This window comes from Serratia bockelmannii, assembly GCF_008011855.1.
Lineage (GTDB): Bacteria > Pseudomonadota > Gammaproteobacteria > Enterobacterales > Enterobacteriaceae > Serratia > Serratia bockelmannii.
In genome coordinates this window covers 137,603-162,482 of sequence record NZ_VOUX01000031.1, presented here as the reverse complement: position 1 = coordinate 162,482, position 24,880 = coordinate 137,603, and the positions used below count along the sequence as shown (strand labels likewise).

The 24,880-nt window shown below is 52.0% G+C and carries 42 protein-coding genes; 18 read left to right on the top strand and 24 right to left on the bottom strand.

Annotation, left to right across the window (positions count from 1 at the left end; translation table 11 throughout):
* Window positions 1-13: 13 nt before the first annotated feature.
* From FOT55_RS15145 to FOT55_RS15105, 9 genes are all read right to left on the bottom strand, one after another.
* Window positions 14-460: a gp53 minor capsid family protein gene (locus FOT55_RS15145; RefSeq protein WP_147823653.1), complete on the bottom strand. Its 447-nt coding sequence runs from the start codon at window positions 458-460 to the stop codon at window positions 14-16.
* Between the two features lie 12 nt (window positions 461-472).
* Window positions 473-1,738, bottom strand: coding sequence for a hypothetical protein (locus FOT55_RS15140; protein WP_147823652.1), 1,266 nt, complete (start codon window positions 1,736-1,738; stop codon window positions 473-475).
* Between the two features lie 3 nt (window positions 1,739-1,741).
* Complete coding sequence (locus FOT55_RS15135; RefSeq protein WP_147823651.1) at window positions 1,742-2,668, bottom strand: phage minor head protein; 927 nt, start codon at window positions 2,666-2,668, stop codon at window positions 1,742-1,744.
* A complete protein-coding gene (locus tag FOT55_RS15130) occupies window positions 2,652-3,980 on the bottom strand; it encodes an anti-CBASS protein Acb1 family protein (RefSeq protein WP_147823650.1) in 1,329 nt (442 codons plus the stop codon). Before FOT55_RS15130 ends, FOT55_RS15135 begins: the two co-directional genes overlap by 17 nt.
* A 21-nt stretch (window positions 3,981-4,001) precedes the next feature.
* Entirely contained in the window at window positions 4,002-5,480 is a 1,479-nt protein-coding gene (locus FOT55_RS15125) for a phage terminase large subunit family protein (protein WP_049188540.1), read from the bottom strand.
* On the bottom strand, window positions 5,467-5,946 hold the full coding sequence (locus FOT55_RS15120) for a DUF2280 domain-containing protein (protein ID WP_060387661.1): 480 nt from the start codon (window positions 5,944-5,946) through the stop codon (window positions 5,467-5,469). Before FOT55_RS15120 ends, FOT55_RS15125 begins: the two co-directional genes overlap by 14 nt.
* Before the next feature lie 31 nt (window positions 5,947-5,977).
* On the bottom strand, window positions 5,978-6,628 hold the full coding sequence (locus FOT55_RS15115) for a putative metallopeptidase (RefSeq protein ID WP_147823649.1): 651 nt from the start codon (window positions 6,626-6,628) through the stop codon (window positions 5,978-5,980).
* A gap of 64 nt (window positions 6,629-6,692) precedes the next feature.
* The gene (locus FOT55_RS15110; protein ID WP_147823648.1) at window positions 6,693-6,938 is read right to left on the bottom strand and encodes a DUF2560 family protein; all 246 of its coding nucleotides are present in this window, start codon (window positions 6,936-6,938) and stop codon (window positions 6,693-6,695) included.
* Between the two features lie 167 nt (window positions 6,939-7,105).
* A complete protein-coding gene (locus tag FOT55_RS15105; protein ID WP_033646503.1) occupies window positions 7,106-7,360 on the bottom strand; it encodes a DNA polymerase III subunit theta in 255 nt (84 codons plus the stop codon).
* Between the two features lie 604 nt (window positions 7,361-7,964).
* Between FOT55_RS15105 and FOT55_RS15100 the strand changes: the two genes are divergently transcribed.
* Complete coding sequence (locus tag FOT55_RS15100) at window positions 7,965-8,345, top strand: hypothetical protein (protein ID WP_147823647.1); 381 nt, start codon at window positions 7,965-7,967, stop codon at window positions 8,343-8,345.
* A gap of 57 nt (window positions 8,346-8,402) precedes the next feature.
* Here FOT55_RS15100 and lysC read toward each other — a convergent pair whose 3' ends face one another.
* The 4 genes from lysC to FOT55_RS15080 are packed head-to-tail and all read right to left on the bottom strand — an operon-like array spanning window position 8,403 to window position 9,750.
* The gene (gene lysC, locus FOT55_RS25540) at window positions 8,403-8,666 is read right to left on the bottom strand and encodes an Rz1-like lysis system protein LysC (protein WP_222706558.1); all 264 of its coding nucleotides are present in this window, start codon (window positions 8,664-8,666) and stop codon (window positions 8,403-8,405) included.
* The gene (locus FOT55_RS15090) at window positions 8,557-8,925 is read right to left on the bottom strand and encodes a DUF2570 family protein (RefSeq protein WP_147823645.1); all 369 of its coding nucleotides are present in this window, start codon (window positions 8,923-8,925) and stop codon (window positions 8,557-8,559) included. Before FOT55_RS15090 ends, lysC begins: the two co-directional genes overlap by 110 nt.
* Window positions 8,922-9,452, bottom strand: a complete 531-nt coding sequence (locus FOT55_RS15085) for a lysozyme (protein ID WP_147823644.1) — start codon at window positions 9,450-9,452, stop codon at window positions 8,922-8,924. The genes FOT55_RS15090 and FOT55_RS15085 overlap by 4 nt, the downstream gene beginning before the upstream one ends.
* A 1-nt stretch (window position 9,453) precedes the next feature.
* Window positions 9,454-9,750 (bottom strand): hypothetical protein, encoded by a 297-nt coding sequence (locus tag FOT55_RS15080; RefSeq protein WP_147823643.1) that lies wholly within the window; start codon window positions 9,748-9,750, stop codon window positions 9,454-9,456.
* A 147-nt stretch (window positions 9,751-9,897) separates the two neighbouring features.
* Here FOT55_RS15080 and FOT55_RS15075 point away from each other — a divergent pair, with 147 nt between their 5' ends.
* Window positions 9,898-10,161 (top strand): DUF1883 domain-containing protein, encoded by a 264-nt coding sequence (locus FOT55_RS15075; protein WP_072265526.1) that lies wholly within the window; start codon window positions 9,898-9,900, stop codon window positions 10,159-10,161.
* Here the strand turns inward: FOT55_RS15075 and FOT55_RS15070 are convergent.
* From FOT55_RS15070 to FOT55_RS15035, 10 genes are all read right to left on the bottom strand, one after another.
* Window positions 10,141-10,320, bottom strand: a complete 180-nt coding sequence (locus tag FOT55_RS15070; protein WP_060387656.1) for a hypothetical protein — start codon at window positions 10,318-10,320, stop codon at window positions 10,141-10,143. The genes FOT55_RS15075 and FOT55_RS15070 overlap by 21 nt on opposite strands.
* A gap of 240 nt (window positions 10,321-10,560) precedes the next feature.
* Window positions 10,561-11,394, bottom strand: coding sequence for an antitermination protein Q (locus FOT55_RS15065; protein ID WP_147823642.1), 834 nt, complete (start codon window positions 11,392-11,394; stop codon window positions 10,561-10,563).
* The gene (locus FOT55_RS15060; RefSeq protein ID WP_212637321.1) at window positions 11,391-11,708 is read right to left on the bottom strand and encodes a RusA family crossover junction endodeoxyribonuclease; all 318 of its coding nucleotides are present in this window, start codon (window positions 11,706-11,708) and stop codon (window positions 11,391-11,393) included. The genes FOT55_RS15065 and FOT55_RS15060 overlap by 4 nt, the downstream gene beginning before the upstream one ends.
* Before the next feature lie 35 nt (window positions 11,709-11,743).
* A complete protein-coding gene (locus tag FOT55_RS15055) occupies window positions 11,744-12,166 on the bottom strand; it encodes a NinB/YbcN family protein (RefSeq protein WP_085819278.1) in 423 nt (140 codons plus the stop codon).
* A complete protein-coding gene (locus FOT55_RS15050) occupies window positions 12,166-13,557 on the bottom strand; it encodes a replicative DNA helicase (protein WP_147823688.1) in 1,392 nt (463 codons plus the stop codon). The genes FOT55_RS15055 and FOT55_RS15050 overlap by 1 nt, the downstream gene beginning before the upstream one ends.
* The gene (locus tag FOT55_RS15045) at window positions 13,557-14,612 is read right to left on the bottom strand and encodes a replication protein (protein WP_147823641.1); all 1,056 of its coding nucleotides are present in this window, start codon (window positions 14,610-14,612) and stop codon (window positions 13,557-13,559) included. Before FOT55_RS15045 ends, FOT55_RS15050 begins: the two co-directional genes overlap by 1 nt.
* Entirely contained in the window at window positions 14,605-14,763 is a 159-nt protein-coding gene (locus FOT55_RS25455; protein ID WP_154232795.1) for a hypothetical protein, read from the bottom strand. The genes FOT55_RS15045 and FOT55_RS25455 overlap by 8 nt, the downstream gene beginning before the upstream one ends.
* 6 nt (window positions 14,764-14,769) lie before the next feature.
* Entirely contained in the window at window positions 14,770-14,961 is a 192-nt protein-coding gene (locus FOT55_RS25450; RefSeq protein ID WP_187181949.1) for a hypothetical protein, read from the bottom strand.
* A gap of 88 nt (window positions 14,962-15,049) precedes the next feature.
* Entirely contained in the window at window positions 15,050-15,373 is a 324-nt protein-coding gene (locus FOT55_RS15040; RefSeq protein ID WP_147823640.1) for a CII family transcriptional regulator, read from the bottom strand.
* A gap of 22 nt (window positions 15,374-15,395) precedes the next feature.
* Complete coding sequence (locus FOT55_RS15035; RefSeq protein ID WP_072269640.1) at window positions 15,396-15,626, bottom strand: helix-turn-helix domain-containing protein; 231 nt, start codon at window positions 15,624-15,626, stop codon at window positions 15,396-15,398.
* Window positions 15,627-15,711: 85 nt separating this feature from the next.
* Here FOT55_RS15035 and FOT55_RS15030 point away from each other — a divergent pair, with 85 nt between their 5' ends.
* From FOT55_RS15030 to FOT55_RS14980, 13 genes are all read left to right on the top strand, one after another.
* Window positions 15,712-16,458, top strand: a complete 747-nt coding sequence (locus FOT55_RS15030) for a S24 family peptidase (RefSeq protein ID WP_147823639.1) — start codon at window positions 15,712-15,714, stop codon at window positions 16,456-16,458.
* A 592-nt stretch (window positions 16,459-17,050) separates the two neighbouring features.
* The gene (locus FOT55_RS25445) at window positions 17,051-17,212 is read left to right on the top strand and encodes a hypothetical protein (RefSeq protein ID WP_154640411.1); all 162 of its coding nucleotides are present in this window, start codon (window positions 17,051-17,053) and stop codon (window positions 17,210-17,212) included.
* A 656-nt stretch (window positions 17,213-17,868) separates the two neighbouring features.
* Complete coding sequence (locus FOT55_RS25440; protein WP_187181948.1) at window positions 17,869-18,012, top strand: hypothetical protein; 144 nt, start codon at window positions 17,869-17,871, stop codon at window positions 18,010-18,012.
* 159 nt (window positions 18,013-18,171) lie between these two features.
* Window positions 18,172-18,843: an exodeoxyribonuclease X gene (gene exoX / locus FOT55_RS15025; RefSeq protein WP_147823638.1), complete on the top strand. Its 672-nt coding sequence runs from the start codon at window positions 18,172-18,174 to the stop codon at window positions 18,841-18,843.
* The gene (locus FOT55_RS15020; RefSeq protein WP_049188569.1) at window positions 18,843-19,508 is read left to right on the top strand and encodes an ATP-binding protein; all 666 of its coding nucleotides are present in this window, start codon (window positions 18,843-18,845) and stop codon (window positions 19,506-19,508) included. The genes exoX and FOT55_RS15020 overlap by 1 nt, the downstream gene beginning before the upstream one ends.
* Complete coding sequence (locus FOT55_RS15015) at window positions 19,508-20,197, top strand: hypothetical protein (RefSeq protein ID WP_085819283.1); 690 nt, start codon at window positions 19,508-19,510, stop codon at window positions 20,195-20,197. Before FOT55_RS15020 ends, FOT55_RS15015 begins: the two co-directional genes overlap by 1 nt.
* 48 nt (window positions 20,198-20,245) lie before the next feature.
* Window positions 20,246-20,446: a hypothetical protein gene (locus FOT55_RS15010; RefSeq protein WP_141997345.1), complete on the top strand. Its 201-nt coding sequence runs from the start codon at window positions 20,246-20,248 to the stop codon at window positions 20,444-20,446.
* The gene (locus tag FOT55_RS15005; RefSeq protein WP_147823637.1) at window positions 20,430-20,951 is read left to right on the top strand and encodes a hypothetical protein; all 522 of its coding nucleotides are present in this window, start codon (window positions 20,430-20,432) and stop codon (window positions 20,949-20,951) included. Before FOT55_RS15010 ends, FOT55_RS15005 begins: the two co-directional genes overlap by 17 nt.
* Entirely contained in the window at window positions 20,948-21,634 is a 687-nt protein-coding gene (locus FOT55_RS15000) for an ASCH domain-containing protein (RefSeq protein WP_147823636.1), read from the top strand. Before FOT55_RS15005 ends, FOT55_RS15000 begins: the two co-directional genes overlap by 4 nt.
* Window positions 21,631-22,203, top strand: coding sequence for an HNH endonuclease (locus FOT55_RS14995; protein WP_222706557.1), 573 nt, complete (start codon window positions 21,631-21,633; stop codon window positions 22,201-22,203). Before FOT55_RS15000 ends, FOT55_RS14995 begins: the two co-directional genes overlap by 4 nt.
* Window positions 22,200-22,451, top strand: a complete 252-nt coding sequence (locus tag FOT55_RS14990) for a hypothetical protein (RefSeq protein ID WP_147823635.1) — start codon at window positions 22,200-22,202, stop codon at window positions 22,449-22,451. The genes FOT55_RS14995 and FOT55_RS14990 overlap by 4 nt, the downstream gene beginning before the upstream one ends.
* Window positions 22,452-22,459: 8 nt before the next feature.
* Complete coding sequence (locus FOT55_RS25690) at window positions 22,460-22,876, top strand: ead/Ea22-like family protein (protein ID WP_147823634.1); 417 nt, start codon at window positions 22,460-22,462, stop codon at window positions 22,874-22,876.
* Entirely contained in the window at window positions 22,860-23,342 is a 483-nt protein-coding gene (locus FOT55_RS14980; protein WP_147823633.1) for a hypothetical protein, read from the top strand. The genes FOT55_RS25690 and FOT55_RS14980 overlap by 17 nt, the downstream gene beginning before the upstream one ends.
* Here the strand turns inward: FOT55_RS14980 and FOT55_RS14975 are convergent.
* Window positions 23,334-23,582, bottom strand: a complete 249-nt coding sequence (locus tag FOT55_RS14975) for a hypothetical protein (protein ID WP_147823632.1) — start codon at window positions 23,580-23,582, stop codon at window positions 23,334-23,336. The two genes, FOT55_RS14980 and FOT55_RS14975, sit on opposite strands and share 9 nt — an antisense overlap.
* Window positions 23,583-23,621: 39 nt before the next feature.
* Between FOT55_RS14975 and FOT55_RS25760 the strand changes: the two genes are divergently transcribed.
* The 3 genes from FOT55_RS25760 to FOT55_RS14960 are packed head-to-tail and all read left to right on the top strand — an operon-like array spanning window position 23,622 to window position 24,648.
* Window positions 23,622-23,909 (top strand): ParE family toxin-like protein, encoded by a 288-nt coding sequence (locus FOT55_RS25760; RefSeq protein ID WP_462362593.1) that lies wholly within the window; start codon window positions 23,622-23,624, stop codon window positions 23,907-23,909.
* A 2-nt stretch (window positions 23,910-23,911) separates the two neighbouring features.
* Window positions 23,912-24,106 (top strand): ANR family transcriptional regulator, encoded by a 195-nt coding sequence (locus FOT55_RS14965; protein ID WP_187181947.1) that lies wholly within the window; start codon window positions 23,912-23,914, stop codon window positions 24,104-24,106.
* Window positions 24,103-24,648, top strand: coding sequence for a phage N-6-adenine-methyltransferase (locus FOT55_RS14960; protein WP_147823630.1), 546 nt, complete (start codon window positions 24,103-24,105; stop codon window positions 24,646-24,648). Before FOT55_RS14965 ends, FOT55_RS14960 begins: the two co-directional genes overlap by 4 nt.
* Window positions 24,649-24,880: the final 232 nt, after the last annotated feature.

The window sequence follows — 24,880 nt, the reverse complement described above, 5'->3', positions numbered from 1 at the left end:
GTTTATCCTTCTTTTAAGCGCCAGCGGCGACAGTGCCAACGCGCATACGCACGCGGATGAAATCGGTAGCGCCGGCGGCGATGGTGGCTTCGTCCTGGCTGTAACCGATCACTGAATCAGTGTCAGCAGTTGCCAGGGTGAATTGGCCGTTAGCGCCAAGCTTGATCGGGCTGTCTTTCTTGTACGCGCCAGGTACGCAGAGCAGCGCAAATTCACGACCTTCTTCCACGTAGTTGCCTACAGCAGAGTCTCCAGCAGGAACCGCCTCGGTGATTTTCAGCCCTTGATGGTAGGCAACGTCGATGATGTAGATCCGGCCATTTAGCGCGGTAGCCTGAGCGAATTCATCGCTGGCGTTGATGACGGCAGCAGTGCCTGGCAAAAGTGCCGCGGCAGTGGTGCGGGTTTCGGTCTTATACAGCGACTTTCCGTCGATGTTTACGCGACGATAACGTGGCATTGGATAGCCCCCTTATTTGAAGTGTTCTTCGGCGGCAGGTGCGCCATTTTCTTGCTGATGCTGACCGGAGTTACCGCCCAACTGAGCCGAGCTTCCCAGGCGCTTAAAAGCGTCATCCAACGCTTCGCCTGTCAGGGCATTAGCAGCCAGTTCACCAAGAACAGCCGCAACGGCTTCACGCTTGGTTTTCTCTTCCGCGCGAGAGTTTGCAGTCAGGGTTTCGGCCAGTTGGTTATGGTTTGCCTGCAGCGCATCAACTTTATCGGTGATAGGCTTGAGCGCCTCGGCGAAGTTGGCGGCCAGGCCTTTGCCGATTTCGGTGATCAGCTCTCGTTTCTCTTCAGTGGTTAAAGGCATGTCGCCCTCCGTTTGGTGGTTGGTTGCAGGTTGTTCCTGCGGATTGAAAAGGGATTTAACTTTGTTGGCGACGACCGTCACCCAGGATTCCTGACGCGCAACCGGCGTGCCGGTTTCATCAAAGGTGATTTTTCCGCCCTCCGATGTGTAGCCATAAACCTGGGCGGCGCCGCCGTTGCGGATGATCACTACCTGTGAGTCGGTGAAGTCTGCCACCCAGGCATATTCATTTTCGCCGGGAGCAAATTTATCTTTTGCAGCGCGGTCTAGGCGTTGCTCACGATCCCGGTAGGATTCGCCAATCAGCGCGCCAGAATTAGCTTTTAACGGCATGGCAAGGTCAGCGTTAACCATCAGACCAACGCCCTGCTCAGGTGTCGCTGCGCCTACTTCATGCAGCAAGATTGCGTCATGATCCATGCCGTGAATCTTCGCCACCCACTTGGCACCTGTGGCCTTCTGTTGCTCATTGGGTTCAAGCTGGTCGAGAAACACCGCAACGCTGGTGTGAATAGGTGGAACATCTTCGCCGCGCTCAATGGCCTCTACGCGGGAGATAAGCTCCCTGCCGCCCTCGCTTTGGTTGGCGATCTGGGTATCAACCCACTTCTCTAGGTAAATCCGGTTGCCAGATTTCTTCACATTGCGATTCCAGGCGCCGATATGGCCCTGGTTGATACCTTCAGGAGAAAAGGCAGAGATGAATGCGCCATTTAGCTGAGGATGCCCCAGCGGCGCCAGCGTGCCTTCAAGCCCTTGATAGTGAGCATCGATTTCGCTGGCCGTATATAGCCCATCATTCATGACCACGTTTGCCGGCAGTGTGTAGCTCGGCAAAACAAGATGCTCGCGGCCGTTGTATGACTCCCGGCGAATTGCCTGGCTGTTGACCTTCGTAGTGACGTTAACTTGAACTTTCATGGATTAACCCTCTGCCCATTTGTAGCCTCTCTCCTTCATGTCGTTGAACGTCTGCTTGGCCTTGTCGATGATCGAAGGAGTGAGAGGGTTACCCTTGTCATCCACCAGCACGGAAAGCTGCGAGCATTTGCAGTTGATGGCATTTCCGTTCTTCGCGTACCACTCCCTAACTTCATCCTGCGTGTATAGGTGAGCATGCCTGGCGGCGTGCGTTGCTCGGGTGGTAGGGCTTAACGCAGAGATGTGAAGCAGCTTTGTTTTGATGCCGTAGCGGTCTTGCGCATCCTGAGCCTCATCCCAGCGTGCTCGCCTCAGTGCGGTAGTGATTTCCGTCCTGGCTATGCGATTCGCACGCCGGGTTTCAATGCCGGTTTGCTCGTTGAGGTTTTTGGCTACGTCTCGCGGATTGAGCCCCCTGGCAATACCATCAGTCAGAATTCGCGCCATATCGCTCTTAACCTGAGCGCTGAGCCCTTTCATCTCTTCGAATTCACGCGCTCTGACCAGAATCAGCCGCAGCTGATAGGGCTCACTCAACAAGATGTTGGGAACATCCTGCTGGCCGGCAGCGTAAGCGGAGGATTGCTGGGAGAGGTTGTAATACTCCTGCGCCGTCCCGCGTTGGTAAGCCACGGACACATAGCGACCAAAGAACCACAGATTGAATTCCCCGCCCTCCAGAAGAATTTCGTCCACCAGCGCTTCACCGTTCTGCAGCAGCATCGACAGAAGCCCCTGATCAAGACGGAAGGTGTAGCGCTCGTTAACGACGGGTTCGGAGGGGATGCGGTTGAGAATGTCGATATAGCCTTTCGTTATCAGCTTCATGCGCTTTGCAAACTCACGCATGGCGCCACGCTCTAACTTATCAACTCCTGTGGGGTCTTTGATGTTGCTCGGCAGGATTGGCGGCTTAGGTTTCGTCGTCATCCCCTGTCTCTCCAAGCGGGTCGCCGCCTTCAGTATCGAATCCTGCAGCAGTGCGAATTTCCTCACCGCTGAACGGCGCCGTATCACCGCTTTCAACCATAGCCTTGTTCACCTCTGCCATGGTCTTAGAGTCCGCCAGACGCTCAGCGCGAGTCTGTTGATTTAGATCGTCCCAGATAACCGTTTTCTGTCCGACAGAATCGATAATTCTCAGGTCGATCAGCTTGTCGCAGAAGTCCTCAATTTCGAAAGACAGATCACCGCGGCGACTCTGGCAGCGTCCGTTCATGTACTTCTGGTCTTCGGTGCTTGAGCGCTCAGCCTGCTGGTTGCCTACCAGTATCCGCGAAGGAATATCAACACCGGCAGAAGCCGTCTGCAGGTTCACGGCATAGGTTGGGCTTGGGTCAGACACAGGGGAAACTAGGGAGGTAACATCGGCGCCCTGCAGGCTCATAAGCACATCGTTGCCGCGGTTCATCTCTCGCGCGGCTTCGTTGAACTTGTCCTGCAATTCGTCAACGCTGACACCATACATAGACGCCAGACTGCCGAAGTCAATCTCTTTGTCGAAGCTTAGCGCCAGCTGCCGAGCTGCGTTCTTCAGGAATGACTCACCGGAACCGCCCTCTACTTTCTCCAGACTGACGAAGGCGTTGTATGCTGGCTCAAGAAACCCGATAGCGTCGTCGGTGTAGTCGCCAAGGATGAAGATCCGGCCTGGATGGATTTCGACACGTCGCGAGGCTCCATTTGAAAGCCGCTCTGTGTATTGCCACATCTTCGGCTGGCCGTATGTTTGCGAGTTAAGCCCGGTATCCCACTCGCTCACGTTTAGTGAACCAGCCCAGGCTACCGTGACTTTTTCTAGGCCTCGGCCTCTGGTTACTTCGGTATTCCATGGTTTGTTGTCGCGGATGTGCAGCAAAATGCCAGAGTAACGTCCGACAAGCCGACGGCGGTCAGCCTCTGCAAAAGCACGCCATAACCGGTTCGTGAATACCGTTTTGAGTTTTTTCTCCCAGGCAGTTTCCGCGCGCTTCTCGTCGGCCTTATCACCCTCGATGATCTCTGGGTTGGTCTGCCAGCATTTGCCCACCAGCTTTTCCACGGCGCCATGCGCAATACCACCGCGGCGATACAGTGAATAAAGGTTGTCGTAAGTGATCTGCTCAGGAAAGCCGTATTCGCACCAGGCGGAGCCGCGTTTATTATCCAGACCCATAGATGGCCCAAGCATCGCCATACGAGCACGCTCAATCCTGGCGTCGTTCAACGCATGGTTGACGGCCAGTTGGAGATTTTTGTTCATGTGGTTTCCGTTTGGAGTGGTTTACTGTAGCCGCTTAGGGAGCATCATCCCTCTCGGTTGAGAGCCGTTAAGTTCAGTCAGCGCATAAACCATGGCATCAAGGCGGTCTGGTGACTTTTTGGCAGTGGTCGGTATATACTCCATCAGCTGATTTTCCAGCACGTAGAGATTTCCCTGATTCAACACCCTGCCTTGCTCGTACAGGGCTGATATCGGTTCCGCTCGGGCATACTTCCCCTTACTGGCGTGAACTCGAATAATCCGCCCTTTAAAGCCTGCATTACGTAGTGTCTCCTCCGCCATATCACCACCCTGGTTTGTCTCTATGACGATCGCATCTGCCTGATGATGTTCATACGCCCATATCGCTTTTTTAGCCCATCCTGCTGGGGAATATTTACCGCTGTAATCCCCATCAACCGAGAATTGCTTTTTGTCTCCAGCGCCATAGGAACTTGCAGCAACTATCCCTGTTTCATCACTCTCATCGCTGTTGGTTGCCTGTGGGTCAATCGCCACGACTGTACGAACCTTGTCATGCTTGATTTGTAGTTCATGAGCAGCGCTTATCATCTGCTCGTTCCACAGCGCCCCCTCAGCATTGAAGCGGCGAGGTTTCTGCATATACTGAGCTTCCGCAGTGCGGCGATGAGAAAACAGAGATGTTCGATGCGATTCGTTGTGTTTGAATGGCCACAGCCAACCATCAGGCAATCCGTGGTCAATCGGTATAGCGTGGGTGTTTTCTGGATACTGCGCAGCGTATGACTGACTGTTGTCGATAATCACCGGCAAGTTCAGATGATGCCATTTCTCACCACTACCTCCGCGCAGAAGATAACCGCTCAGATCGTGGTAGTGGATGCGCTGCATAATCACAATCATCGGCGTCGTCTCGATCGCCAGTCGTGATTTTATTGTCTCGTTAAAGCGGTTATTTACGCCATCGCGGACGATCTCAGAGTAAGCGTCGTCAGGTTTTACTGGGTCATCTATAACCAGAGCGCCTTGCCAGCCTGGTTCCATGTGCCCGGCTCGAAATCCGGTTACCTGGCCTGCTGCTGATGACGCATACACGCCGCCGCCAAACTCATTCCACCACATCGCCTTGCTATCAGCATCATCGCGAAGCTCCATAGGCCACATGGATTGATAAGTACGAGACTTTATTATTCCTCGCGCTGTAGATGAGTTAAGAAGAGCAAGGTTGTGCGAATACGACAGATGCATGAACCTGGCACGCCTATTTAGCGCCAGTCCTCTCCCCATCATATTGATGGTCGCCAGTTCTGTTTTTGTATAGCCTGGAGGGACGTTAATAATCAGACGCTGAATCTCGCCATCGATCACACGATCCAGTGTCTCCTGGATTACCTTGTGATGCGGTGCGACGATCATCTTGCCGCCAGTTCTCTGCTTGAAGAAGTAGCGGGAGAAATACATCCCATCCTCTTCACACTCTATCTTGCGGGCATAATTCCGCTGCTCAACAGTCGTCATCCTCCAACATCTCCCGCCGAGCCTGCTTGTATTCGTCTTTCGTCAACGTGGCCGACTCGATGGGGCCGCCGTCTTTACCTGTGTGCTCTACCTTCTGTCGATTCGTATACGCATCGCCGCACTCTTTCGCGGCCTGCTCGACGATCTGAGCGGCCAATGCGTAGTTCTTCATGGTTTCGGTTCGCGTCGCCATGCGATCAAGAACGCGCAGCCGGTAGGCCTTGTTGGCGATCGGAATGTCTGAGATTTCCGTCTTGAATCGCTCCCGCGTCGTGTGGAACAGGTCTACCCACTTCTTAGCCAGCGACTTGCCACTAACCTTTGTAGGGTCGTGAGATTCAACCTGCTGACGCGTGATTTTTAGCCCAAACTCTTTTTGGACGGACTCTACCACCAACGTAGGGGTGTCAAAGCACGCAAGCGACTGAATGATGAAGGCTTTTACATCTGGTTTTAATGCAGCCATAAATCACCATCCGTCCAATACAGTCCAATATTTACGCCAGCCTCAACATGCAGTTACCGCACGCCCTGGCAATGTTTAGTTGTGCCACCTCCGCAGGCCTGTTGGCCGCATCAACCAGTTCCCGAACTTCCATGCTGGCGCCGTACCGGCGAACCACGCCAACAAACTCTTCAACGTCGTGGCCGCGCAGCTTCAGCACCGGCTGGCCTTCCTTGTTGAATTTTGGCGCGCCGAAATCGTCTGTTGCCTGCGCGATGTGGTAAAGCTCATGCTCGACCAGGGCGCAGAACTCAGCATCAGAACACTGTGAGCAGTAGTCGGCAGCAAGCGTGATGATGAATTTCGGCACATCGCCGAACCACTCATGTATCTGCTGTTCCATCCTGGCCTTCTGCCAGCCGCCGGCGCGCATCGCTACCTCTTCAGCCTGGCCGAGCACATGGCGCCCTTTTTTCTCAAACGCAGACGATGCCCACATGAAGCGCAGATCGGCGTCTGCAAGGTGTCCGTGGTCTGGGTTAAACAGGCTGCCGGCTTCGTCGATAATTTGACGCTTCAGCCACTCCTGCACTTCGTTTGCAGGCACTAGGCCGATGTATGGCATCAGTTGATGGGACTCGATGAACTGTAGGGGCGGATATGGCCGCCGAACATGGCTTTCATCCTGCGTTTGCTTTGCCATGACTTCCTCCTGCTGGTTATCGGTAGCATTGAATCAGCCACTCACTGAATGGCTGCTGCGATGCCTATGATCCAGTTGAATCGAATAGTGGTAGCGCCTCTTTGCTCTCCTGAATCGCCTTCATGGTTCTGGAAATGACATCAGTAAACTCGGTGATACGATTAAACTGCTGCTCGAATAAGTTCGCTTTGAAAGGATCATCAGCCACAAATTCAATAGCCTTAGCTGCCGCTGTCGTTTCATAACCAACTAACATTAACAATCGGAGGCGGATACTCTGCCCCTGTGTGATTTCTACCGTTTCGGACATTAAAGTCTCCAGTTTTCAGGGCATAAAAAAACCCGCCGAAGCGGGTTAACTTTGTTGGTTGCCAGGACAGGATTCGAACCTGCGATCCCCGCACTATTGGCTACCGCGCCAGCGCTAAGGATTATATCGGTGTCACTCTTCAGCCACTCGAGCACCTGGGCCTATGCTTACTTCTTACCGTTTGCCTCTGCCATCTGCTGGTATCGCGGGTCGTTTGGCCCTGGAAACTTGTGGCTTTGGCTGCGGTAGTGCTGCAGACGTTCGCGGAAGAGTTCGCGTAGGTGTTCAGGCTGCTCCGCCTCCACCTGCGCCGGTACGATCGGCATGTTCATTCGCTCTTTGTACGCCACACCTGACGCCGCAAGGTCTACGTTAACCTTGTCCATTTCTTCTTTTGGCAGATTGCCGAGATTGTATGACATAAAATCCTCCTAGTTCAGAGGATGATACGCCAGCCTCCAGCTGTATGTAAGCCATTACGCCTCGCTTTAGGGAAGTGCCGCACAGGGGGTAAACCCCGACTATAGGGGCGTCAAGGCGTTGGAGTTCTAAATGCCGACACAATTGATAATCAGCACTACCTTCCGGCTAATCCTGATTAGTTACCCTTATAGCAACTACACGTTCCAACTAGCCAAGGAGGCCTTATGAACTATCCACCTGAGTTTTATGTCGCCATATCGTCCGGTTTTGTCTTTCTAACCGCATTGGCCAAAATCGCACTTCACTTCTCTCAATACCTATTCCCAGTCAGTTAATCACCCATCTATCAAATCGCAGTATCAGCCACACCTCGCGGGGTTGCCTCGCCACTTTTGCCTTTCCGGCTTGCAAGATTGATCACCTATTGCATCAGAAAGTTTTGTAAATGCAGTGACTTTGTTTTGCTCATTACGCAACACCTAGATAGATGCTTTGTGAGAGGCAACCAATTCTCTACCTATAAAACTGGCTATTTGTTTACGTTAATAGCATGTTTGGTATGATCAATAACTTCAATTTACTGGATAAAATTAAGGTTCTGGAATGGAAAAGAAAAAAAGTGCTGTAGTAAGATTTACTGAAGGTGCTAATAATAACGTCGTTAGTAATGTCCGTGTCGGCCACATGGGCGGAGATGGCATTGTTTTTGAAGGTGAATCTCATAGCAATCAGGTATCCGATTTTTCTGTAGAAACGACCAGTTTGGATGCTGCTATCGAATCGACAAAACTTGAAATCAACAGTAGCTCGCTGAATGAATCAATTAAAAATCAGATAATTAAGACAATGAATGAGCTCAAGGAGGCTGATGATAAACCATCACGCCTCGAAAAGTACAAATCATTGATGGAGTTAGCTAATACACACTTAACCGTTTTCGGATCATTATATGCAGGTATAGAAGTCCTTAGTACACTATTCTAGCTCTATCACCAATAGGTGTTCACGCCTATTGGTGTTGTAAGCATACTCGTTTTAGTGTCACTCATTTTTCAATTTTTTTCGCCACTTATTCAGTGTTTCAACCTGACCAGCACAGATATTAAGCGCCGTCTGGAGCTCCAGCGCGTAGCTCAGTGCATCGCCCCAGGTGTCGCCTTGTAGGTTTGGCTGCTCGCATGGTGTAAACACTGATTCAGGGGGTAATAGAACGACTTGCTGCGGTACCGGCCGCGTTCTGCTGCAGGAGCTCAACAACAGCGGCAGGCATAGGACTAATCCCACATTTACTGCCTTTAAGTGCATCACGCAATTTCCTCTGGTAGGTTTCCTCACGCTGCCGTAGTAGCTGCTCTCTTTGTTGTTGCTCCGCAGCCAAGGCTCGGTTCTTCCGGTCTTGTGCTTGCAGGGATGAAATCAGTCCTGACTGCTGCGCCAGCGTCTTTTCCTGCTGCTTCACCTCGCTTGCCAGCCTCTCCGATTTATCGTGGTAGTAGTTGACCACAGCGCAAAGCACAGAAACCAATACGATTGAGGCAGCGCCAATAATGAGTAAGGGCTTCATTTGTCCAGCCCCCAGCAAGCCAGCTCGGCCTCTTGGTCGCGCCGCAGGATCTGCCCATGGCAGTTATTTGAGCGGATGCGGCAATCTCGGCCGGCGTCGTATATCCAACGGCGGATTTCGCGGCAAGCGCCAATGCGGTCGCCGGCGTTCAATTTCTTGTAAAAGGTGGAGGTGAAGCACTTTCCGGGGCCGATGTTCCAAGGGCAGAATGACGCGATGCCGACTTTTTGCGGTTCAGTCAGCGTTACCTTGACGTTGCGGTCTACCCAGTCGAGCGCCTTTTTCTGCTCGACTGCGTCAATCTGCTTGCACTGCTCAGCGGTCAGGCGCTGGCCCTTCACAACCTTCTGGCCGTTGACCATCGTCACGCCGCCGCAAATTGTCCAGATGCCGACTCCGTCCTGGTAGGCGTTCAGGCGTTGGCCTTCTTTCTCTTCCTGAAACTGCGACATCATCACAGGAGCCGATGCGCCGGCGGCGATTAGGGCCAGCATTACGGCGCTGAGTTTTGATTTGCTAATCGACATATCATCCCTCTGCTCTGCGCATCGCTTCGGCTACAACCTCAACTGCCGCTGGTCGCTCGCTTTCTGGCCTGGCTGATACACCGTGCAGATAGTCCTCCATGATTTTCGTGCGATGGCGCTCCTCTACCAGGCGTTCGCGCTCTTCCTTCCGTTTGGCGTAGTACGTCTTGATCGTAAAGAAGGCGGATATCAACGCCCCTACAATAAAGACGTAATCCTGCAGCGACAGCAGCGAAAAAAGGCCGAGAAGGCTTGACCACCAATACGGTAGGTTTGGATTGTCTGGGTGCATTTTCATGACTCCACCTCCCGGTTATCGGGCTGTGCTGTAGTAAAACGAGAAAAGCCGAGCATTAGCTCAGCTTTTGAATTATTTGCCTGTTATTTTTCCACCTCAGGCGGCGGTGGTATCTTGGAAGTTCTCACACCACCAAGAGGGTTTCTTATGTCACACATTCATAGCCGGGAATACATGGAAAGTGGTAGCGTAGTTTCCGTCCAGTGCTCACACCAAATTAACGTTTTGCTTCTGGATGACAGTAACTATTCAGCCTACAAATCAGGAAGAAGTGCACGCTATTACGGAGGTTTCTACACGCGGTTCCCGGTTAGGATTGGTGTTCCGCATAGCGGATATTGGAATGTTGTCTTGGCACTTCCACCAGGTCATAGAGCCAACATCCGGTATTCAATTAACGTTATCAACTAACCCGAATTGGCCTTTTGCCTGAAAGAGAGCCTCTTCAAGGGCGGCAATAATCTTCTGCTGAGTGCCGTCCTTTACGTAACCTGTTGAAGTTATACCTTCACCAGTTTGTGCATTACGCATCCAGATAATGCCTTCCTGCGCTTCAATAATTACCTTCATCATTTTCTCCAGAAAGCAGGATCAGCCACCAGCCGTAAACGATTTGGCGATACGGGGTGTGCCAGGTGTGTGTCGGATGTTGGCTGGGGCTGAAATGCAAAAAGGCCACCCGAAGGCAGCCTTTGAAATTTTTGAATCCACCTTAACAATCAGACGGATTTCTAGTGTTAGAAAGATAATTACCCAGTTTTCGGAAAAAGTAAATAGCTCACGATAAAATATTGCACTATTTTTTTCGCGCTATGCAGTCACTCGCTGCAATACCCTCTCTGCGTGGCTCTCTTCGCTCTCCAGAAGACGAATTAAGCCGTCATAAAATGGCTTCACGGTCTTATCCCAGGTCGCCGAGGAAATCGAATCGGTGACCATCTGCACGGCTGCGTAAGCGTGTGACGCTGGTATGCGCTCATAGCCACGGCCTGAGCATCGCTTGCAGGTTCCTCTGACCGGAACCCCCTGCTTTGCTGACTCCTTCTTATCAACTGCAGTACCTCTTCCAGAGCAATCACGGCAGGCCGTCGATACCTTGCCTTTCCCGTTGCAGGCTTTGCACTTAACGCGAACAACCTCTCTCAGTTCCCGGCGCACTTCATACTCGGAAGGTCTGAAGCCATCCGCGCAAAACCGGATCGACGCTTTAACAAACTCTTTCGCAGGGAAAGGGGTGTGAACTTTATTCGTAAATACTTCGACCTCAATGAATCCGGTGCCGGAGCAGCAATCACAAGCAACCTCACTCGATGCGCTGCGGGAGTAATCCAGGAAGGCAAAAACTGATAGAGCCAGAACAACGCGAACTCTTGTCTCATCAGGCAGCTTTCTCAGAGGCGCTACACGAACTGATTCAGCCACGCCCTTCTCCGCCAGCAGTGTCACCGCCTTGACCTTATCGGCATCGCTGACACCCATTTTCCCCATGAACGCCGAAAGGCCCAACTCCGCCTGCGCCTGGCACATCCCAAATGCCGCCATCACGTCAGTACCGGTCAAAGAGTCCGAAGCCGTCGCGCGCGGTGAGTCGCTAAAGGTCGGTGATTTCGGTGCAAAGTATTTCGGAATCGACTCTAATCTCATGCTATTTCCCCTATAATTATTTGGCCTACTTCGCCCCAAATCTTTGTTACTCGACCGTCCCAAATGCGGCAGTCGTCCTCAAAAATGGCATCCAGCAACGCTTTCTCCAGATTGTCCTTGTCCGGCTTCTGCTGATGCGGTTTCCCGGCCATCTCAGCCCGTTTCTTCTTGCTCCAGCTTGGCGGCATCGGCATAACGAAGGTAACGTGGTAGCCGCTTTCGGGCAGTGATATGCGGTTGTGTCGCACCTCATCGCAGAAAGCGCGATAACGCAAAACGGGCGGGCGTAATGCCCAGCGATCACGCTGAGTCATTCGCGGCTTTGGCACTGGAATGATGCTGTAGGTTTTCACGCGTTTTGCGCCTCCATCAGTTGGCGATATTCACACTGCGCCGGGATCGTCAGACGAAGTCCGCGCTGATGTGCCCACATGTCGATTTGCTCCAGGTAGCGAGTCATTTCCCCGGTGTCGAGTAGCTTGGTCGATTTCACGTAACGCGTTTCCCCCATCACTGTGATCGGCTTAGGAGGGCAATACAGGTCTTTCAGATATTCGTGAACGTAGTCCTGATCAAACTTGCCTTTACCGGTTCTGGTAAGTTGAGCCGCTACCTCTCCATTCCACTTCCAGAGCAACGCGTTTTGACTCAGAGACCTTTTTTCTCGCCATTCAACGATGCTTACGCGGTAACGCTTACCGGTAGCCACCAGCTCTTTTAGAACAGGCCAAAGCTGTGCCTTGGTGGTTTCATGCAGGCAAAAATCGTTCATCAGATATCCCTCTTGCTGGCGTATCGACGCTCTTGTTTTTGCTGAGGCTTGGCACGGCAGATCTGCGATGCAGCCGCTTGATCGGTCGGCATGAAGTGACCATTACGAAATTCCTGGTAAACCGTTCCGAGCGAGCCGAAGCGGTTTTTCGTTACGATGATTTCGGCATATGGCGCCGCCGGACTGTCTTCCTGATAAACCGCCTCGCGGTACAGCATGATGATGCTGTCTGCGTCCTGCTCAATGCTTCCGCTATCTCGCAAATCGGCGTTTGTCGGCCGGCGCTGACCAGGTGCGCGCTTTTCAACGTCTCGGGAAAGCTGGCTGAGTGACATCACCGGCGTTTTTAAATCTTTCGCCATGCGCTTCAGTCCACCAGAGATATGCGCAATAGCCAGGTCGTTTCGTTCTGCGCGTGGCTTTTCAATGAGCCCAAGGTAATCAGCGAGGATCAACGAAAGGTTTGGGTGTTCACGCTTCAGTCGCTCTGCAATCGCGCGGATCTGTTCGATGTTGAGCTTTGAGGCGTCGACAATCCAAACCTGAAGCCCTTGCAGGCGACTGATGCCGGCAGAAACTCGCGCCCACTCTTCATCGCCCATTTTCTGCGCCGGGTTACGGAGCGCTGAAACAGGCATGTTTGACGCATTGGCAAGTTGGCGCTCGATAACCTGGTGTGCGCTCATCTCCATGCTGAAAATGAGAACGCCGCGCGGCATCTCGGCATTGCCGATTCGAACGGTCGACGTTGCCACGCCTTCGGCCACCTTGAGTGCAAACTCGGTCTTTCCCATACCAGGGCGTGCGGCCACGACAACGAGATCGACAGGGTTAAGACCGCCGGTAATTGCGTCGAGCTCTGGGATGCCTGTTTTCAGCGTGTCCGACTCTTCGCCGTTGTCCATGCGGTGCTGTAACAGCTCAGCGTAAGACTCCAGCAGCTCATCGATGTGAACAGGGCGATGCTCATCGTGAGGCTTGGCAATCGAAAAAATCTTGCTCGAAAACTCCTGAATGCCTGCGAGTGCCCGCTCATGGTTCTGGGCGCCGGCGATCAGGTCGTAGCTGGATTCCATCAGTTTTGTGAACTGGCGGATCTGGTAATACTCTCCCACAAGGCGGGCATAGCCTTTGAGGTTCGCAGCGCTTGGACATTTCCGGCAGGTTTCCATGACATCGCCAAAGTGCTGATCCCCCATTGCCTCAGCGATCAGCAAACTGTCAATCAGTCCGCGGTTATTGGCCTGGCGAGTAATTTCCCTGAACGTGTTGCGGTAAAACGGAACAGAAAATGATTCTGGGTCAAGCGTAGCCACTACGTCAGCGGCATCCGGTGTCAAACCGCTTAGCAGCAAGCCGCCAATCACGCTTGCTTCGATGTCGATGTTGATCACAGGGTTCCCTCCCGAACTTTGCGCAATGTTTGAGGTTTCATCAGGTATTCGAAATCAGCATGCCAGCCTTCCCCAGTCGGCCCGCCGAAGTAAAACTCTCTGGCGTCCTCAAGGAATGCCGAAAAATACGCACCAAAGCCCTCAGGTGACTTTGTGGCGAGGTGGGTGGTGAGTTCACGGATAGAAATTTCGCGCTCCCTGTCGAGCTCTACAGGCGCCATACGGCCCGCTGTAATTTCGTTGTAAATATCCACCACCGCTTGGCAGTCGATTTCTACGCAGGTTTTCTGCCAGGCTTCGGCGTCGGACAGGTAGCCATCGAACCGGTTTACCCGGCAGATGTTCGCCGGCTTGGCAACGGTGTTATTTCGCTGCTTCCAGGTGCGCACCACCCAACGGCAAACCAACTGAAGGTCTTGCAGGGTGTACGCGCTGCGGGTTTTGGTTTCGGTCAGCAGCACTGCGAATGGTTCTGCAGAACGGCAGGAACCCCCTGTGAGTTCGTTGTAATACTCCAGGGCTTGTTTTGCTTGTGAGAGAACTTCCTCCGAAAATTCCCCATTGGGGGCTTTAGGGGGATCTGTTTTTAATGTCTTTTGAATAGTGTCTTTTGTGTTTGACTGATTCGGTAAAGCCCCCTTTACTGATTCGGTAAAACTTTCTTTTACTGATTCGGTAAAACTTTTACCGAATCCGTTAAACTTGGTTTCCCACTCGCAAATGTTCTTGTTCATTCCTACTGAACGTCCTTTCTGAACAAGCACCTGCATACGGATAAGCTGGTTTTTTGCTGTTGAGCATTTAGTCCTGTCCTTGGTCGTCATACGCTCAAACTCTTCGTTGCTGATCCAGTCCATTTTTTTGTTCCAGCCGTAAGTTTTCCTCCATACGGCCAGCACGATGTGAAGCTGGATTTCGGTTAACCCTGAAGCCAGAACAGCGTCCAGCAGCTCATTAGCAACACGGGTGAACCCATCATCAAGATCGGCCACTCGATGCTCCTCACGCTCTACAGGCGCACGGAATTGGATAATTTCAGCGGTGTTACTCATGACGGCCTTCCTGTTGCGCTTTTACCCTGCGGAACTCCTCCACAAACCGTTTATGAAAAACGGGTGACATCGTTCCGATCGGATCTGCCGGCTTCAAAAAGTCATCGCGGGTAACTTCGCGCTCTTGCGTTGTGCGTTTGTTTTTGCGCATAATGATTCAAACCTCCGACGGTTTAAAAAAGACCCGGCCGAGCTGTTGGCGCAGTTCGGCTTTGTTTTTTCTTGATCGGCTTATCAACGGCTGTGCTGTTTTTCTCTGCCCACAACCGCGCATGCCGATAACAGTCATCAAACATCCTTCCTTTGGCGCTGGCTTGTGAACTGCGCTTGTAGAGGTCAACACCTTCATTTGCCCCCCCCCTGAGCGATAGCAGAGCTATAGCCAGCCTCAATCAGCTTTTGCTTGATATGTTTCTCAATGAACTGGATATGATTCATTAGTCCCACCCCAGCGGCCCAGGACGGCTGCGCTCTGCTTTTAATCCGATATCAGCCAATGTCTCAACAGACGCCAAATAATCACGGGAAACCAGCACGGCTTCAGGGGGTGCAGCCTGAATACCCAGAAACGCTAACTCCTTTGCCATAGCTGCAAAATGCCCTTCACCTTTGCGGCGGCTGGCTGTGGATTCACTGATGCCAAGATGCTCGGCATAGGCTTTCTGCCCTACTGACGCAAGCCGGGTGAGCAGAACGCACTCAATCTCAACGGGGTTGATAATCGGTGGTTCTAACTTTCGTGCTATTGCGTTGTTTTCCATAAATAATCTCCTTGTAAATTAGTCAGCATGACACCCGGTCAGGGTTCGCTTTTTCCAAAAGCTCAGAGGCAATTACTTCTCCATTGGAATGACTTGCCAGGATCTCTGCGTATTTGGTTTTACCTGTGTATTCAGTGCGAGGAAGGCACCCTTTGCTTTGCCATTTTTGGATAGCCGTTACAGACCGATCGCAGATTTCTGCTGCTCTTGCAGGGCCGCCTACAGCTTTAATGGCCTTTTTTACTTCATTCATGGTTTATCTCCACAACCAAAAAATAACTATTGGTTGATGTTATAGCACAACTGATAGTTGAGTCAATCTATAAGAGAATCAACCAATGGTTACTAAAAACGAATTACGCGAAAAGTTTGCAGAGCGGCTTAAGCTTGCCTGCGATGAGGCTGGCGTAAGGCTTCATGGGCGAGCAGTTGATATCCAAGCAGCTCTTAAAAAGCGCGGCATTGCTGTTACCACAACTGCTGTTGGGAAATGGCTTAATGCTGAATCCAGTCCTGAGGTTGATCGTATTGTTGCTCTTTCCGAATGGCTTGGAGTTAGGGCCGAATGGCTCGAATACGGGCGCGGGAACAGTAGGGATAGCGCAGTAATTCAGCTTGATGATGACAACGATGATAGTTCAACGGCTGAACCCATAGATGATGATGAGTTTGTCGAACTACCTCTCTTGGATGTGCGATTCTCTGCTGGGGATGGCACATATGACATGATTGAAAAGGCATCATCTACTTTCACCTTTAGGCGTCAATTCCTCCATGACATGGGCGTTTCTGCATCCGCAGCAAAGCTGGTGAAAATTTCAGGTTCCAGCATGGAGCCACGCTTACATGATGGCGATATAGTGGGTATCAACACTGATGACACCCGGATCAGAGAGGGTAAGACCTATGCGATACGACATGGTAATTTGCTTCGAGTGAAGATACTGATGGAACACCCTGACGGTGGAGTAACTATCCGTTCTCTCAATAAAGACGAGTACGATGAGGAACACCTAAACTACCAGCAACGCAAAGAGCAGTTGGTGGTTCTCGGACGAGTGTTCTGGTCATCATCCGCCTGGTAAACATCCAACCCTACAAGCCGGCCAATTTGGCCGGTTTTTTTTCGCCCAAAAATCCCCTCACAAATCCCGCTCAGTTTTTTTTCAAAAAATAACAAACCAAACATCAACCACATAAGAGAAAATCAACCATAAAATCAACCAATGGTATTGACTAAAAATAACCAATGGTTGATTATTGGTTCATCGACAGCAACAACGTCACCCCAAACCACCGGGACGCTCTTTAACAATCAGGTTTAGTCACCCAGCACTGAGCAGAGAGATCTGCGCAACTCAGTACCCGGTAGTCCCCAGCCCTTACGGGGGTATGGCACCAACGGCATGCAGCGGACAGGACTGGGTGACGATTTATCAACAAAGGAGATCAAGCCAATGAAGCAGTAAATCGGCTCATGGCCTACAGGCCAGCCACGCGACGACGGTGTTACAGGTCGGGTTCCCACGGCGACGCAGTGAGGGAAAGGAGGCGTAAAGCATCACTAAGTAACCGGTTAGCGCCCGGCGAACGCACAAGCAGCTTAAAACGACGAGTGGATTTACCCTGCCGCTGCCAGTTTGGGCGGTAGGCATAAAACCACTGAGGAGCTACACGATGAAAGCAATCAATGAGCACGTTGGCTGGGGTACTGATGGCCACGGCCTGAAGGTTCTGTTCTGCAACAAATGCCGCGAGGTTTTCTACCGTACACCAGATGCGGGCAAAGCAATCCAGGCTCAGCGCGTATTCAGCAAAAAGCACCAGTGCGCCAACTAACAGCAGAGGGTTACACGATGAAAAGTTACGGCCTAATTCTCTACCGTGAACTTCGTGCAGATGGATTTGCAGCCATAGCAGCGCTGTTCTACGCCCGCAAAGCAAAACGCGGCTATTAACACCCACCGCGCCCTACGGGGCGCACTGAGGCAATCATGACATTCAACGAAAAAGTCTGGCTGGGCGTGGTTGTCATCTGCGTCGCGCTTTGGTCGGCGCTGGGGTTTTACCTGTCCAGATAAAGTTATTCAGCCCGGAGGGATGCGGTTTTTTATTGGGCTTAAAAGTAAAGGCATCTGAAGCCAGGCATCACCCTGGCACTCACCATGACACCTTCGTTTCTTCCAGTTTGCCCCACTCGCCGGGGCTCTTTTTTCACATCAATAAGCGCACCTTGTGGGGCGCGCTTACCCATGTGAATTTCTACCGAGAGGACATGTTATGACACCACTGCCAACGCTAACGGTATGTGAACACTGTAAAAAAGAGCTGCCAAAGTCGAAGTGCAAGTATGTGAAGGTTCAGCGTTATTCCGACGGCCGCTTCAAGATGGTCGACATCCTGGTGTGCGCTGATCGTTGCGCCTCCTACTATCACTCCCGCCAAAACATCAAATCGTTGCAACGGCGGATGCACACAATACAGCGGAGGCCAGCATGGTGAGCCTGAACACGCGTATTCAACATAAGCATGACCTATCTGGGTGTGACTTTTCCGCCAAGCGTAACTACGGCAAAAGCATCTTTACCCTGACCATTCTGACTTTATGCCTGCTGGCTATGGGCGCCGTATGGATCTGATGGTTATCGAGACACCAACACGCCAGCAAGTCGCAGCTGAACACCTCATTCTATCAATCTGCATCGCTAACAAGCTGGGCGCCGCTGACCTCGACCGGCTGGCGCATCGATTGGCACAAATCGACGCCATAGCCGATGCACGAACCATCGGGATTAATCATGAGCACTACCTTTCGTGTAATTGACACTGAAACCACCAGCTTTGAAGGCGGTGTGGTTGAAATAGCCAGCGTCGACATCGTTGATGGCGTTATCTGCAACCCCATGAGCGACCTTGTACACCCTCCTGAGCCCATCAGTTTTGAAGCAATGGCTATTCATCACATCACCGAAGAAATGGTCGCTGACGCACCGCCGATCGACGATGTGATAGACCGTTACCTCGGTGCTGATATCTACGTCGCACACAATGCCGCTTTTGACCGTGAGAAGCTTCCGCAAATCACGGCCCCATGGATTTGCACGCTGAAGCTGGCGCGCAAGCTATGGCCTGAAGAGCGGCATGGCAATCAGTACCTGCGCTATCGCTTCGGCCTTAAGCCCGATGTGCCTGAAGGCCTCTATGCTCACCGTGCGCTGTATGACTGCTATGTGACAGCCACCAACCTGCTCTATATGAACAGCATCGCGCGCTGGAGCATTTCACAAATGCGCGACATCACCGTACGCCCATCACTGCTACACACGATGCAGTTCGGTAAGCATAAGGGGAAAACCTTCGTCGACATCGCCTCAGACGATCCTGGTTACTTGCGCTGGGCGCTGGCGAATATGGATCTGAATGAAGACCAGGAGTTCACCATAAAACACGCGATGGGGGCGCTCGTCTGATGGGTATTCCAGTCCTTATCCTGGGCGATTCCGGATCTGGCAAATCTGCAAGCATGATGAAGCTTAACCCTGATGACGGTTTTCTCATCAACCCGGAAAACAAACGCCTGCCATTCCGTTCCGCCGGCTGGAAACCGCGAGATTTCGAGGCCAAAACCGGCAACGTGTTCTTTACCGACATACCGGCGGATATTGTCTTGATCATCAACTTCGCACGGCGAGCAGGTAAAAAATTCGTCGTTGTTGATGACTTCCAGTATGTGATGGGCAATCAGTTCATGCGCCGGCGTAGTGAAAAATCTTTCGAAAAATTCACTGAAATAGGCGGTGGCGCCTGGGACGTAATCAGAGCCGCACAGGCAGCAGCCGATGACCTGATCGTCTACTTCCTTGCTCACACCGAAGAAACACCCGCCGGCCGCGTCAAGATGAAAACTATCGGCAAGATGCTTGACGAAAAAATAACCGTCGAAGGCATGTTCAGTATCGCCCTACGCACTGGTGTTACTGATGGCCGCTACTACTTCACCACGCAATCAGATGGAACCGACCCGGTTAAGTCACCGATCGGGCTGTTTGACAGCTTCCAAATCGATAACGACCTGAACGCCGTTGATGCGGCGATCCGCGAATATTACGAACTCAACGATGGAGCACCAGCATAATGCAACCAATGTTTACCTTTGATGACGAATCCGCACGTACTGCCGGCGCCGCCGGCGCTTCTGAAACTGGCGCCTATGCAGGCAATATCAGCAGCGCCATTTTTACCACCGGGCGCGACTCACAATCCGAAGCGATGGAATTCTCCATCGAGTCCGACGTGGGCAAAATCAACTACCTGCGCATAAATTACAAAGGCCGCGAAGGACAGCCGCTTAAGCATGGCTCGGCGCTGATCAACGCCATTATGGGCTTGACGAAAGTTAAGCAACTCAACGCTACCGAGCAAACGAACAGCGAAGGCGATATCGAACTTCACTGCAAAGAGCTTGAAGGAAAGCCGATCGGTTTCGTTCTGCAAAAAATTCTCTACACCAAAAACGATGGCGGAGACGGTTACAAATTCGACATCAAACAAGTTTTTGGCGCCAACACGCGTAAAACCTACAAGGAGGCGATCGACGGAACGCCGGCCGAGGCCGTTGATAAGCTCCTGGCTGTCCTGAAGGATAAGGATGAACGCTTAACCAATGACACGGCACCTCAAACGAGTGGTATCGGTGGGCAGCGCTCTATGCTTGGCAACCAAAACAACCAACCGACCTCTCGCCTTCAGCAGGTCGCCCAGCAGCGGCAACAAAGCGCCACGCAACAACACGCACCTGATTTTGACGATGACATTCCCTTCTGAGCTGGTCTCTACAAAACATAGCCCTGTCATGCAGGGCTAAGGACTCTCATGTCAGATCAATCCAATCGCGGGAAAAGCCCGCAAGAAGTCGTTAACAACGCGATCAAGCAATTCGAAGGCCTGAAAAAAGGCGATCCAGTTAAGCGCCCTGGTTGGTATTACCTCGACGCGTTAGAGGCTGAAGAAAATGCCGTCATTGTCGATGGCAAGCGGGTTATCAGGAGAAATGACGATGACGGTTCAAGTTGAAGCATTGACATATGAAGCACTTAAAGCCAAGTGCGATGCGCTGGCAGATAAATGCGATCGCCTTGAGTACAACCTTGGCAATGCAATAGTTGGCGAGCAGGAAGCATTGCAGCGAGTTAATGCGCTTGACCGCCAGCTTTCAATGTCGGAAGCCAAATGCAAAGGGTATTTCTCTGATGCTGCGGCGGCACTGGTCAAGTGCGACGCGCTGGCTGTGGAGAATGCGGCAATGCGCGCAGCGATTGATGACATTGCTGACACGTTGGAAACCGGAACCGACGGCATGCTTTTCACGGCAGTAGACAATGCAGTCAATTTGGAAGTTACCCAGACTGACGCAGCACTTGCAGCTATCCAGGCGCAGGGAGTGGAGAAGTTTGCCGCATGGGCATCACAGCAGGAGGTTATGGCGGCCAAAGACGGCGACCAGAAAGAGGCCGGTATTTATCGTCAGGTAGAGGCCAGGGCTAAGCATTTCGCCACCGAGCTGCGGGAGGCCAAATGAAAGAGCGCCCAGTGATTTTCAACTCAGAAATGGTGAGAGCGATTTTATCAGGCCGCAAGACCCAGACGCGGCGGGTTATGAAGGTTCAGCCATCTGAGCATTTCCACCCTATGAATATGTCCCTTGAATTGGATTATTCCGCTCGCTGGTATACCCCTGGAGTCATCGATAAAGACGGTTATCTGCAACCGGCTACGGGTCAGGTTTTCGGCGTTGCAGGTGAAGATGAGGGTTATGCGTGTCCGTTCGGAGCGGTAGGCGATCGGTTGTGGGTGCGCGAGACGTGGAGCTCAGATTTTGCCAATTACTATCCAAATGATCGCGTCTGGTATGCAGCGGATAACAATCGCTGTTCGGATATAGAAGTAGTGAATGGCGTTCGGGGAATCTATAGCCCTGAAAGTGATGTTCATGTGCCATTTCGCTGGCGCCCATCAATCCACATGCCGCGCTGGGCAAGCAGAATCACGCTGGAAATTACCGGCGTCCGCGTTGAGCGGCTGAACGATCTCAGCGAAGAGGACGCCAAGTCTGAAGGTGTGGCGCCATCGCAACACATCATCACGCCGCCAGAAGCGCTATATCGCGTTGGGTTCCTGAAATTGTGGCAGTCCATCTACGGCGAAGAAAGCTGGCGAGCTAACCCATGGGTGTGGGCGATATCGTTCCGGAGGGTTAAATGATTAAACCATTCCCCTCTTACCCGGGTTACTCGGCGACGGATGATTGCAGGATTGTTTCTCACCGCCGACGCGGAACAGGCAAAAATCGTGGATCTGCTTCGAGCATTGACCCTGCATTCAGTTATTACCTGAAGCAATGCAAGAAAAATAAGGGCTATTTGAATGTCAGCATCTCTTTTGAATCAGGTAAATCTCGCTCAGTTGGAGTTCATCAACTTGTCGCAGATGCTTTCCATGGGCCATGCCCAACCGGACTGCAAGTAAGGCACCTGAATGGAGATCCAAAAGACAATCGTCCGTCAAATCTGAAATATGGCACAGCCAAGGAGAATGCGGATGACAGAAAGAAACATGGAACATATCAAATAGGCGGAAATCACCCAGGCTCGAAGCTTACTGATGAGCAGGCGCAGAAGATAAGAAGCCTAAGGAGTGGAGGCAAGAAGGTGAAGGACTTGGCGGCTCAATTCCTGGTAAGCACATCAACTATTGAATCCATTATTTATGGCCGCTCATACAAACAGCAAGAACCAGTCCAGAGGGCCGAGGCCCAGGAGAAAGCATTATGAGCAAGTACACGTTCGTTGTTGAGTTCGAAGACGGCAAGGAGCCTGGCGTTGGGTTTGGCACAAAGATTCTCGGCGGCAAGCTATGCATGGTGGCGTTCGAAGACATCCGAAAATACCAGCTTGAAGAGGAAGAGGCTTACGCCTTGAAAGAGTTCATTGCTGAGCACCAGGCAGATTTCACGGCTGGCTGTGAAGAGAATGAAGTTTCCGGTGAAGCCATTCACGAAAAACTACGTCGTCAATCATGAGGCAGCAGATGGACAATAAGTTGAGCGCATTGAAATTACGGGCTGATAAATGCCCTATCAAGCGATTTAAAGCATTCATCGGTAAAGCCAATACGCAAGCTACTTTATGCGCCGATACAGGCATTGAAATAATCGACGGGAGTGGCTTTGATGCTTCAGATTTGACCGCTAAAAGCCAGCGCGTGGAACTGGCCCGTTTTGTGGCGGCGGCAGATCCTGAAACTATCCTTGCTCTATTGGCAGAACTGGAAACTAAGGAGAAGCGCATAGCCGAGCTGGAAAAGCGGCTGGCTACGCCGGTGCGGTTGCCATCCTTCGACTGTTACAAGCCAGAGGCTGCGAAAGAGTTGCAAGAAGGATTTAAAAACACAGTTCGCGCCGCTGGCTTCACCGTAGAGGGGAGGATGCATGACACTAACGACTGAACGCCAGCAGTTTGAAGAGTGGTTTAACGAAGAAATGGCGATGCCTATCACTGAGTCCAATTCGACGGCTGTGCGCTTGATGTGGAAAGCATGGCGGGCATCTCGCGAACTCCTGGCTAACCGGGAGGCGCAGCCGGTGGCATGCGATATCGAGCGAATTAAACGCCATGCATTGCCCGCGGGTGAATGCCCGCGACAATCGCGAGTGGTGCTGTTGAGTAGCTTGCAGCGATTATTCACCGCCCCGCCAGCGCCAGCAGTACCGGATGACACCCGGCGCATGGACTGGCTCGTAGCGCACCATGTCACAGTTAGAAAGCCTCTTCGCTATGGGAGTGAAGCAATGTTCACAGCGCAAACCATCACTGATGAAGAGGATGATTATCACGCCACTAAACTGCGCGAACAAATTGATGCCGCAATGCTGGCAGCAGCGCCGGAGGGTGGGTGGCAGAAGCTATTTTAGTTCTGCATATTCTTCTTCAGCCCTGGCCTTATCCGTTATGTTTATTGGTCCAACTCTCAACCAACCAAGAGCTTCGGAGCGCCAGCGGCCTTCTTCTTCGTAGATGACATCCCCGACCCTCAGGAAAACATCACATGGAGAGGTAAGGACAGCATATTCATTTTCTCCAAAGCTTACCAAATAGCAGCTTCGTGTGGCTTCATCATCAATTTCTTTAGCTGCAACCACTGTTCCTATCATGGGTAACACTCGCGATTATTGTTGGACGTCATCCACATCATGCCTTTACTTCTTTGGCAGGTAAATTTTTATGGGTTTGATATCCGACCACCATCACCAAATAAACCGCCGGTAAAAATGAAACCACGAATTCCACAACGAATCCGCGCCAAAGCTGAGGGGGTTCTATGCGCCTACAGGGAGGGCAAAAAGAAACCCAACCGGACATACCAACATAAGCATTTAACGCTGCCAGTGGCCCGCTGCTGGCGATTGCTGTCAAAAGATAACGGCAACTCATGGGAGGTTATGTCCCACGAGCGCTACAACAACCAAATCAGGATTTAAACATGGGCACCTATGATGCATACCGCAATATCGCCAGAATTGCGGCTGAATGTGAACAACGCGGATGGTATGAAAAGGCCGCTGAAGTTTGGGAGAAGTCCCTCAAACTCGCGCGAGCAGTCGATGTTCCGTGGATTAAAATCCGCATAGAGTTTTGCGTTAACGCGGCCGTGCGCTGCTGGGGAGGTGAGAATTGAGCACTGTTTTTGCCAGCAACACGCCGCCAGAACACAAAGACCGGTGGCAAACCCCGATCGAAGTTTTCAACGCACTGGATGTTGAATTTGGCTTCTTCCTGGATGCAGCGGCGGACGATGGCAACGCGCTATGCGCTCACTACCAGACAGAGCAGGATAACGCGCTGTCAATCGACTGGGTGAGTTACGGCGCCATCTGGTGCAATCCGCCATACAGCGACATAACCCCGTGGGTGTTTAAGGCTGCGGAGCAATGCCGCGTGCAGAATCAGTCGATCGTGATGTTGTTGCCGGCGGACACATCGACGGGCTGGTTTTCGTTAGCGCTGCAGTCAGTCGATGAAGTCCGCTTTATCACCGATGGCCGCCTGGCGTTTATCAATTCAGCAACGGGCAAGCCGGGGAAGAATGGCAACAGCAAAGGCAGTTTGCTTTTCATCTGGCGGCCATTTATCAAGCCTCGATGCCAGTTCTCAACCATATCCAGAGACGAACTCCTGCGCATAGGAAAAGGCATAACGATGGAGGTAGGCGTTGCATGATATGGACTCCACAAAGAAAAACCTTCTCCGCAGTACAGCCAGGGAGCTTTTAAGAGATTTCGACTCCCCTTCCAACAATTTAACCCTCCGTCAGTTACTCGATAAGCACGCAGTGAAGATAGCCCCATACTGGCCGAAGTCTCCGCCGGTGTGGCTGCGCCTTTGCTGTGAGGTTCATCGGGTGCGGGAGGGGAAATAACGAGGTAATCATGGCCGACACCCGCGCAGCCTC

Coding starts and splice junctions, on each gene's coding strand:
- FOT55_RS15040 (WP_147823640.1), bottom strand. CDS start 15,373: ATGGAAAACAACGCAATAGCACGAAAGTTAGAACCACCGATTATCAAC.
- FOT55_RS15135 (WP_147823651.1), bottom strand. CDS start 2,668: ATGACGACGAAACCTAAGCCGCCAATCCTGCCGAGCAACATCAAAGAC.
- FOT55_RS15125 (WP_049188540.1), bottom strand. CDS start 5,480: ATGACGACTGTTGAGCAGCGGAATTATGCCCGCAAGATAGAGTGTGAA.
- FOT55_RS15030 (WP_147823639.1), top strand. CDS start 15,712: ATGGTTACTAAAAACGAATTACGCGAAAAGTTTGCAGAGCGGCTTAAG.
- FOT55_RS15105 (WP_033646503.1), bottom strand. CDS start 7,360: ATGTCATACAATCTCGGCAATCTGCCAAAAGAAGAAATGGACAAGGTT.
- FOT55_RS15145 (WP_147823653.1), bottom strand. CDS start 460: ATGCCACGTTATCGTCGCGTAAACATCGACGGAAAGTCGCTGTATAAG.
- FOT55_RS15130 (WP_147823650.1), bottom strand. CDS start 3,980: ATGAACAAAAATCTCCAACTGGCCGTCAACCATGCGTTGAACGACGCC.
- exoX (WP_147823638.1), top strand. CDS start 18,172: ATGAGCACTACCTTTCGTGTAATTGACACTGAAACCACCAGCTTTGAA.
- FOT55_RS15065 (WP_147823642.1), bottom strand. CDS start 11,394: ATGAGATTAGAGTCGATTCCGAAATACTTTGCACCGAAATCACCGACC.
- FOT55_RS15020 (WP_049188569.1), top strand. CDS start 18,843: ATGGGTATTCCAGTCCTTATCCTGGGCGATTCCGGATCTGGCAAATCT.
- FOT55_RS15045 (WP_147823641.1), bottom strand. CDS start 14,612: ATGAGTAACACCGCTGAAATTATCCAATTCCGTGCGCCTGTAGAGCGT.
- FOT55_RS15070 (WP_060387656.1), bottom strand. CDS start 10,320: ATGAAGGTAATTATTGAAGCGCAGGAAGGCATTATCTGGATGCGTAAT.
- FOT55_RS25760 (WP_462362593.1), top strand. CDS start 23,622: ATGCCTTTACTTCTTTGGCAGGTAAATTTTTATGGGTTTGATATCCGA.
- FOT55_RS15085 (WP_147823644.1), bottom strand. CDS start 9,452: ATGTCGATTAGCAAATCAAAACTCAGCGCCGTAATGCTGGCCCTAATC.
- FOT55_RS15075 (WP_072265526.1), top strand. CDS start 9,898: ATGTCACACATTCATAGCCGGGAATACATGGAAAGTGGTAGCGTAGTT.
- FOT55_RS15005 (WP_147823637.1), top strand. CDS start 20,430: ATGACGGTTCAAGTTGAAGCATTGACATATGAAGCACTTAAAGCCAAG.
- FOT55_RS25690 (WP_147823634.1), top strand. CDS start 22,460: ATGGACAATAAGTTGAGCGCATTGAAATTACGGGCTGATAAATGCCCT.
- FOT55_RS14980 (WP_147823633.1), top strand. CDS start 22,860: ATGACACTAACGACTGAACGCCAGCAGTTTGAAGAGTGGTTTAACGAA.
- FOT55_RS15060 (WP_212637321.1), bottom strand. CDS start 11,708: ATGACTCAGCGTGATCGCTGGGCATTACGCCCGCCCGTTTTGCGTTAT.
- FOT55_RS15110 (WP_147823648.1), bottom strand. CDS start 6,938: ATGTCCGAAACGGTAGAAATCACACAGGGGCAGAGTATCCGCCTCCGA.
- FOT55_RS15035 (WP_072269640.1), bottom strand. CDS start 15,626: ATGAATGAAGTAAAAAAGGCCATTAAAGCTGTAGGCGGCCCTGCAAGA.
- FOT55_RS15120 (WP_060387661.1), bottom strand. CDS start 5,946: ATGGCTGCATTAAAACCAGATGTAAAAGCCTTCATCATTCAGTCGCTT.
- FOT55_RS15140 (WP_147823652.1), bottom strand. CDS start 1,738: ATGAAAGTTCAAGTTAACGTCACTACGAAGGTCAACAGCCAGGCAATT.
- FOT55_RS15015 (WP_085819283.1), top strand. CDS start 19,508: ATGCAACCAATGTTTACCTTTGATGACGAATCCGCACGTACTGCCGGC.
- FOT55_RS15090 (WP_147823645.1), bottom strand. CDS start 8,925: ATGAAGCCCTTACTCATTATTGGCGCTGCCTCAATCGTATTGGTTTCT.
- FOT55_RS15055 (WP_085819278.1), bottom strand. CDS start 12,166: ATGAACGATTTTTGCCTGCATGAAACCACCAAGGCACAGCTTTGGCCT.
- FOT55_RS15000 (WP_147823636.1), top strand. CDS start 20,948: ATGAAAGAGCGCCCAGTGATTTTCAACTCAGAAATGGTGAGAGCGATT.
- FOT55_RS25455 (WP_154232795.1), bottom strand. CDS start 14,763: ATGCGCAAAAACAAACGCACAACGCAAGAGCGCGAAGTTACCCGCGAT.
- FOT55_RS25440 (WP_187181948.1), top strand. CDS start 17,869: ATGGTGAGCCTGAACACGCGTATTCAACATAAGCATGACCTATCTGGG.
- FOT55_RS15010 (WP_141997345.1), top strand. CDS start 20,246: ATGTCAGATCAATCCAATCGCGGGAAAAGCCCGCAAGAAGTCGTTAAC.
- FOT55_RS15115 (WP_147823649.1), bottom strand. CDS start 6,628: ATGGCAAAGCAAACGCAGGATGAAAGCCATGTTCGGCGGCCATATCCG.
- FOT55_RS14995 (WP_222706557.1), top strand. CDS start 21,631: ATGATTAAACCATTCCCCTCTTACCCGGGTTACTCGGCGACGGATGAT.
- FOT55_RS14990 (WP_147823635.1), top strand. CDS start 22,200: ATGAGCAAGTACACGTTCGTTGTTGAGTTCGAAGACGGCAAGGAGCCT.
- FOT55_RS15080 (WP_147823643.1), bottom strand. CDS start 9,750: ATGAAAATGCACCCAGACAATCCAAACCTACCGTATTGGTGGTCAAGC.
- lysC (WP_222706558.1), bottom strand. CDS start 8,666: ATGCACTTAAAGGCAGTAAATGTGGGATTAGTCCTATGCCTGCCGCTG.
- FOT55_RS15100 (WP_147823647.1), top strand. CDS start 7,965: ATGGAAAAGAAAAAAAGTGCTGTAGTAAGATTTACTGAAGGTGCTAAT.
- FOT55_RS25450 (WP_187181949.1), bottom strand. CDS start 14,961: ATGAAGGTGTTGACCTCTACAAGCGCAGTTCACAAGCCAGCGCCAAAG.
- FOT55_RS25445 (WP_154640411.1), top strand. CDS start 17,051: ATGAAAGCAATCAATGAGCACGTTGGCTGGGGTACTGATGGCCACGGC.
- FOT55_RS14975 (WP_147823632.1), bottom strand. CDS start 23,582: ATGATAGGAACAGTGGTTGCAGCTAAAGAAATTGATGATGAAGCCACA.
- FOT55_RS14965 (WP_187181947.1), top strand. CDS start 23,912: ATGGGCACCTATGATGCATACCGCAATATCGCCAGAATTGCGGCTGAA.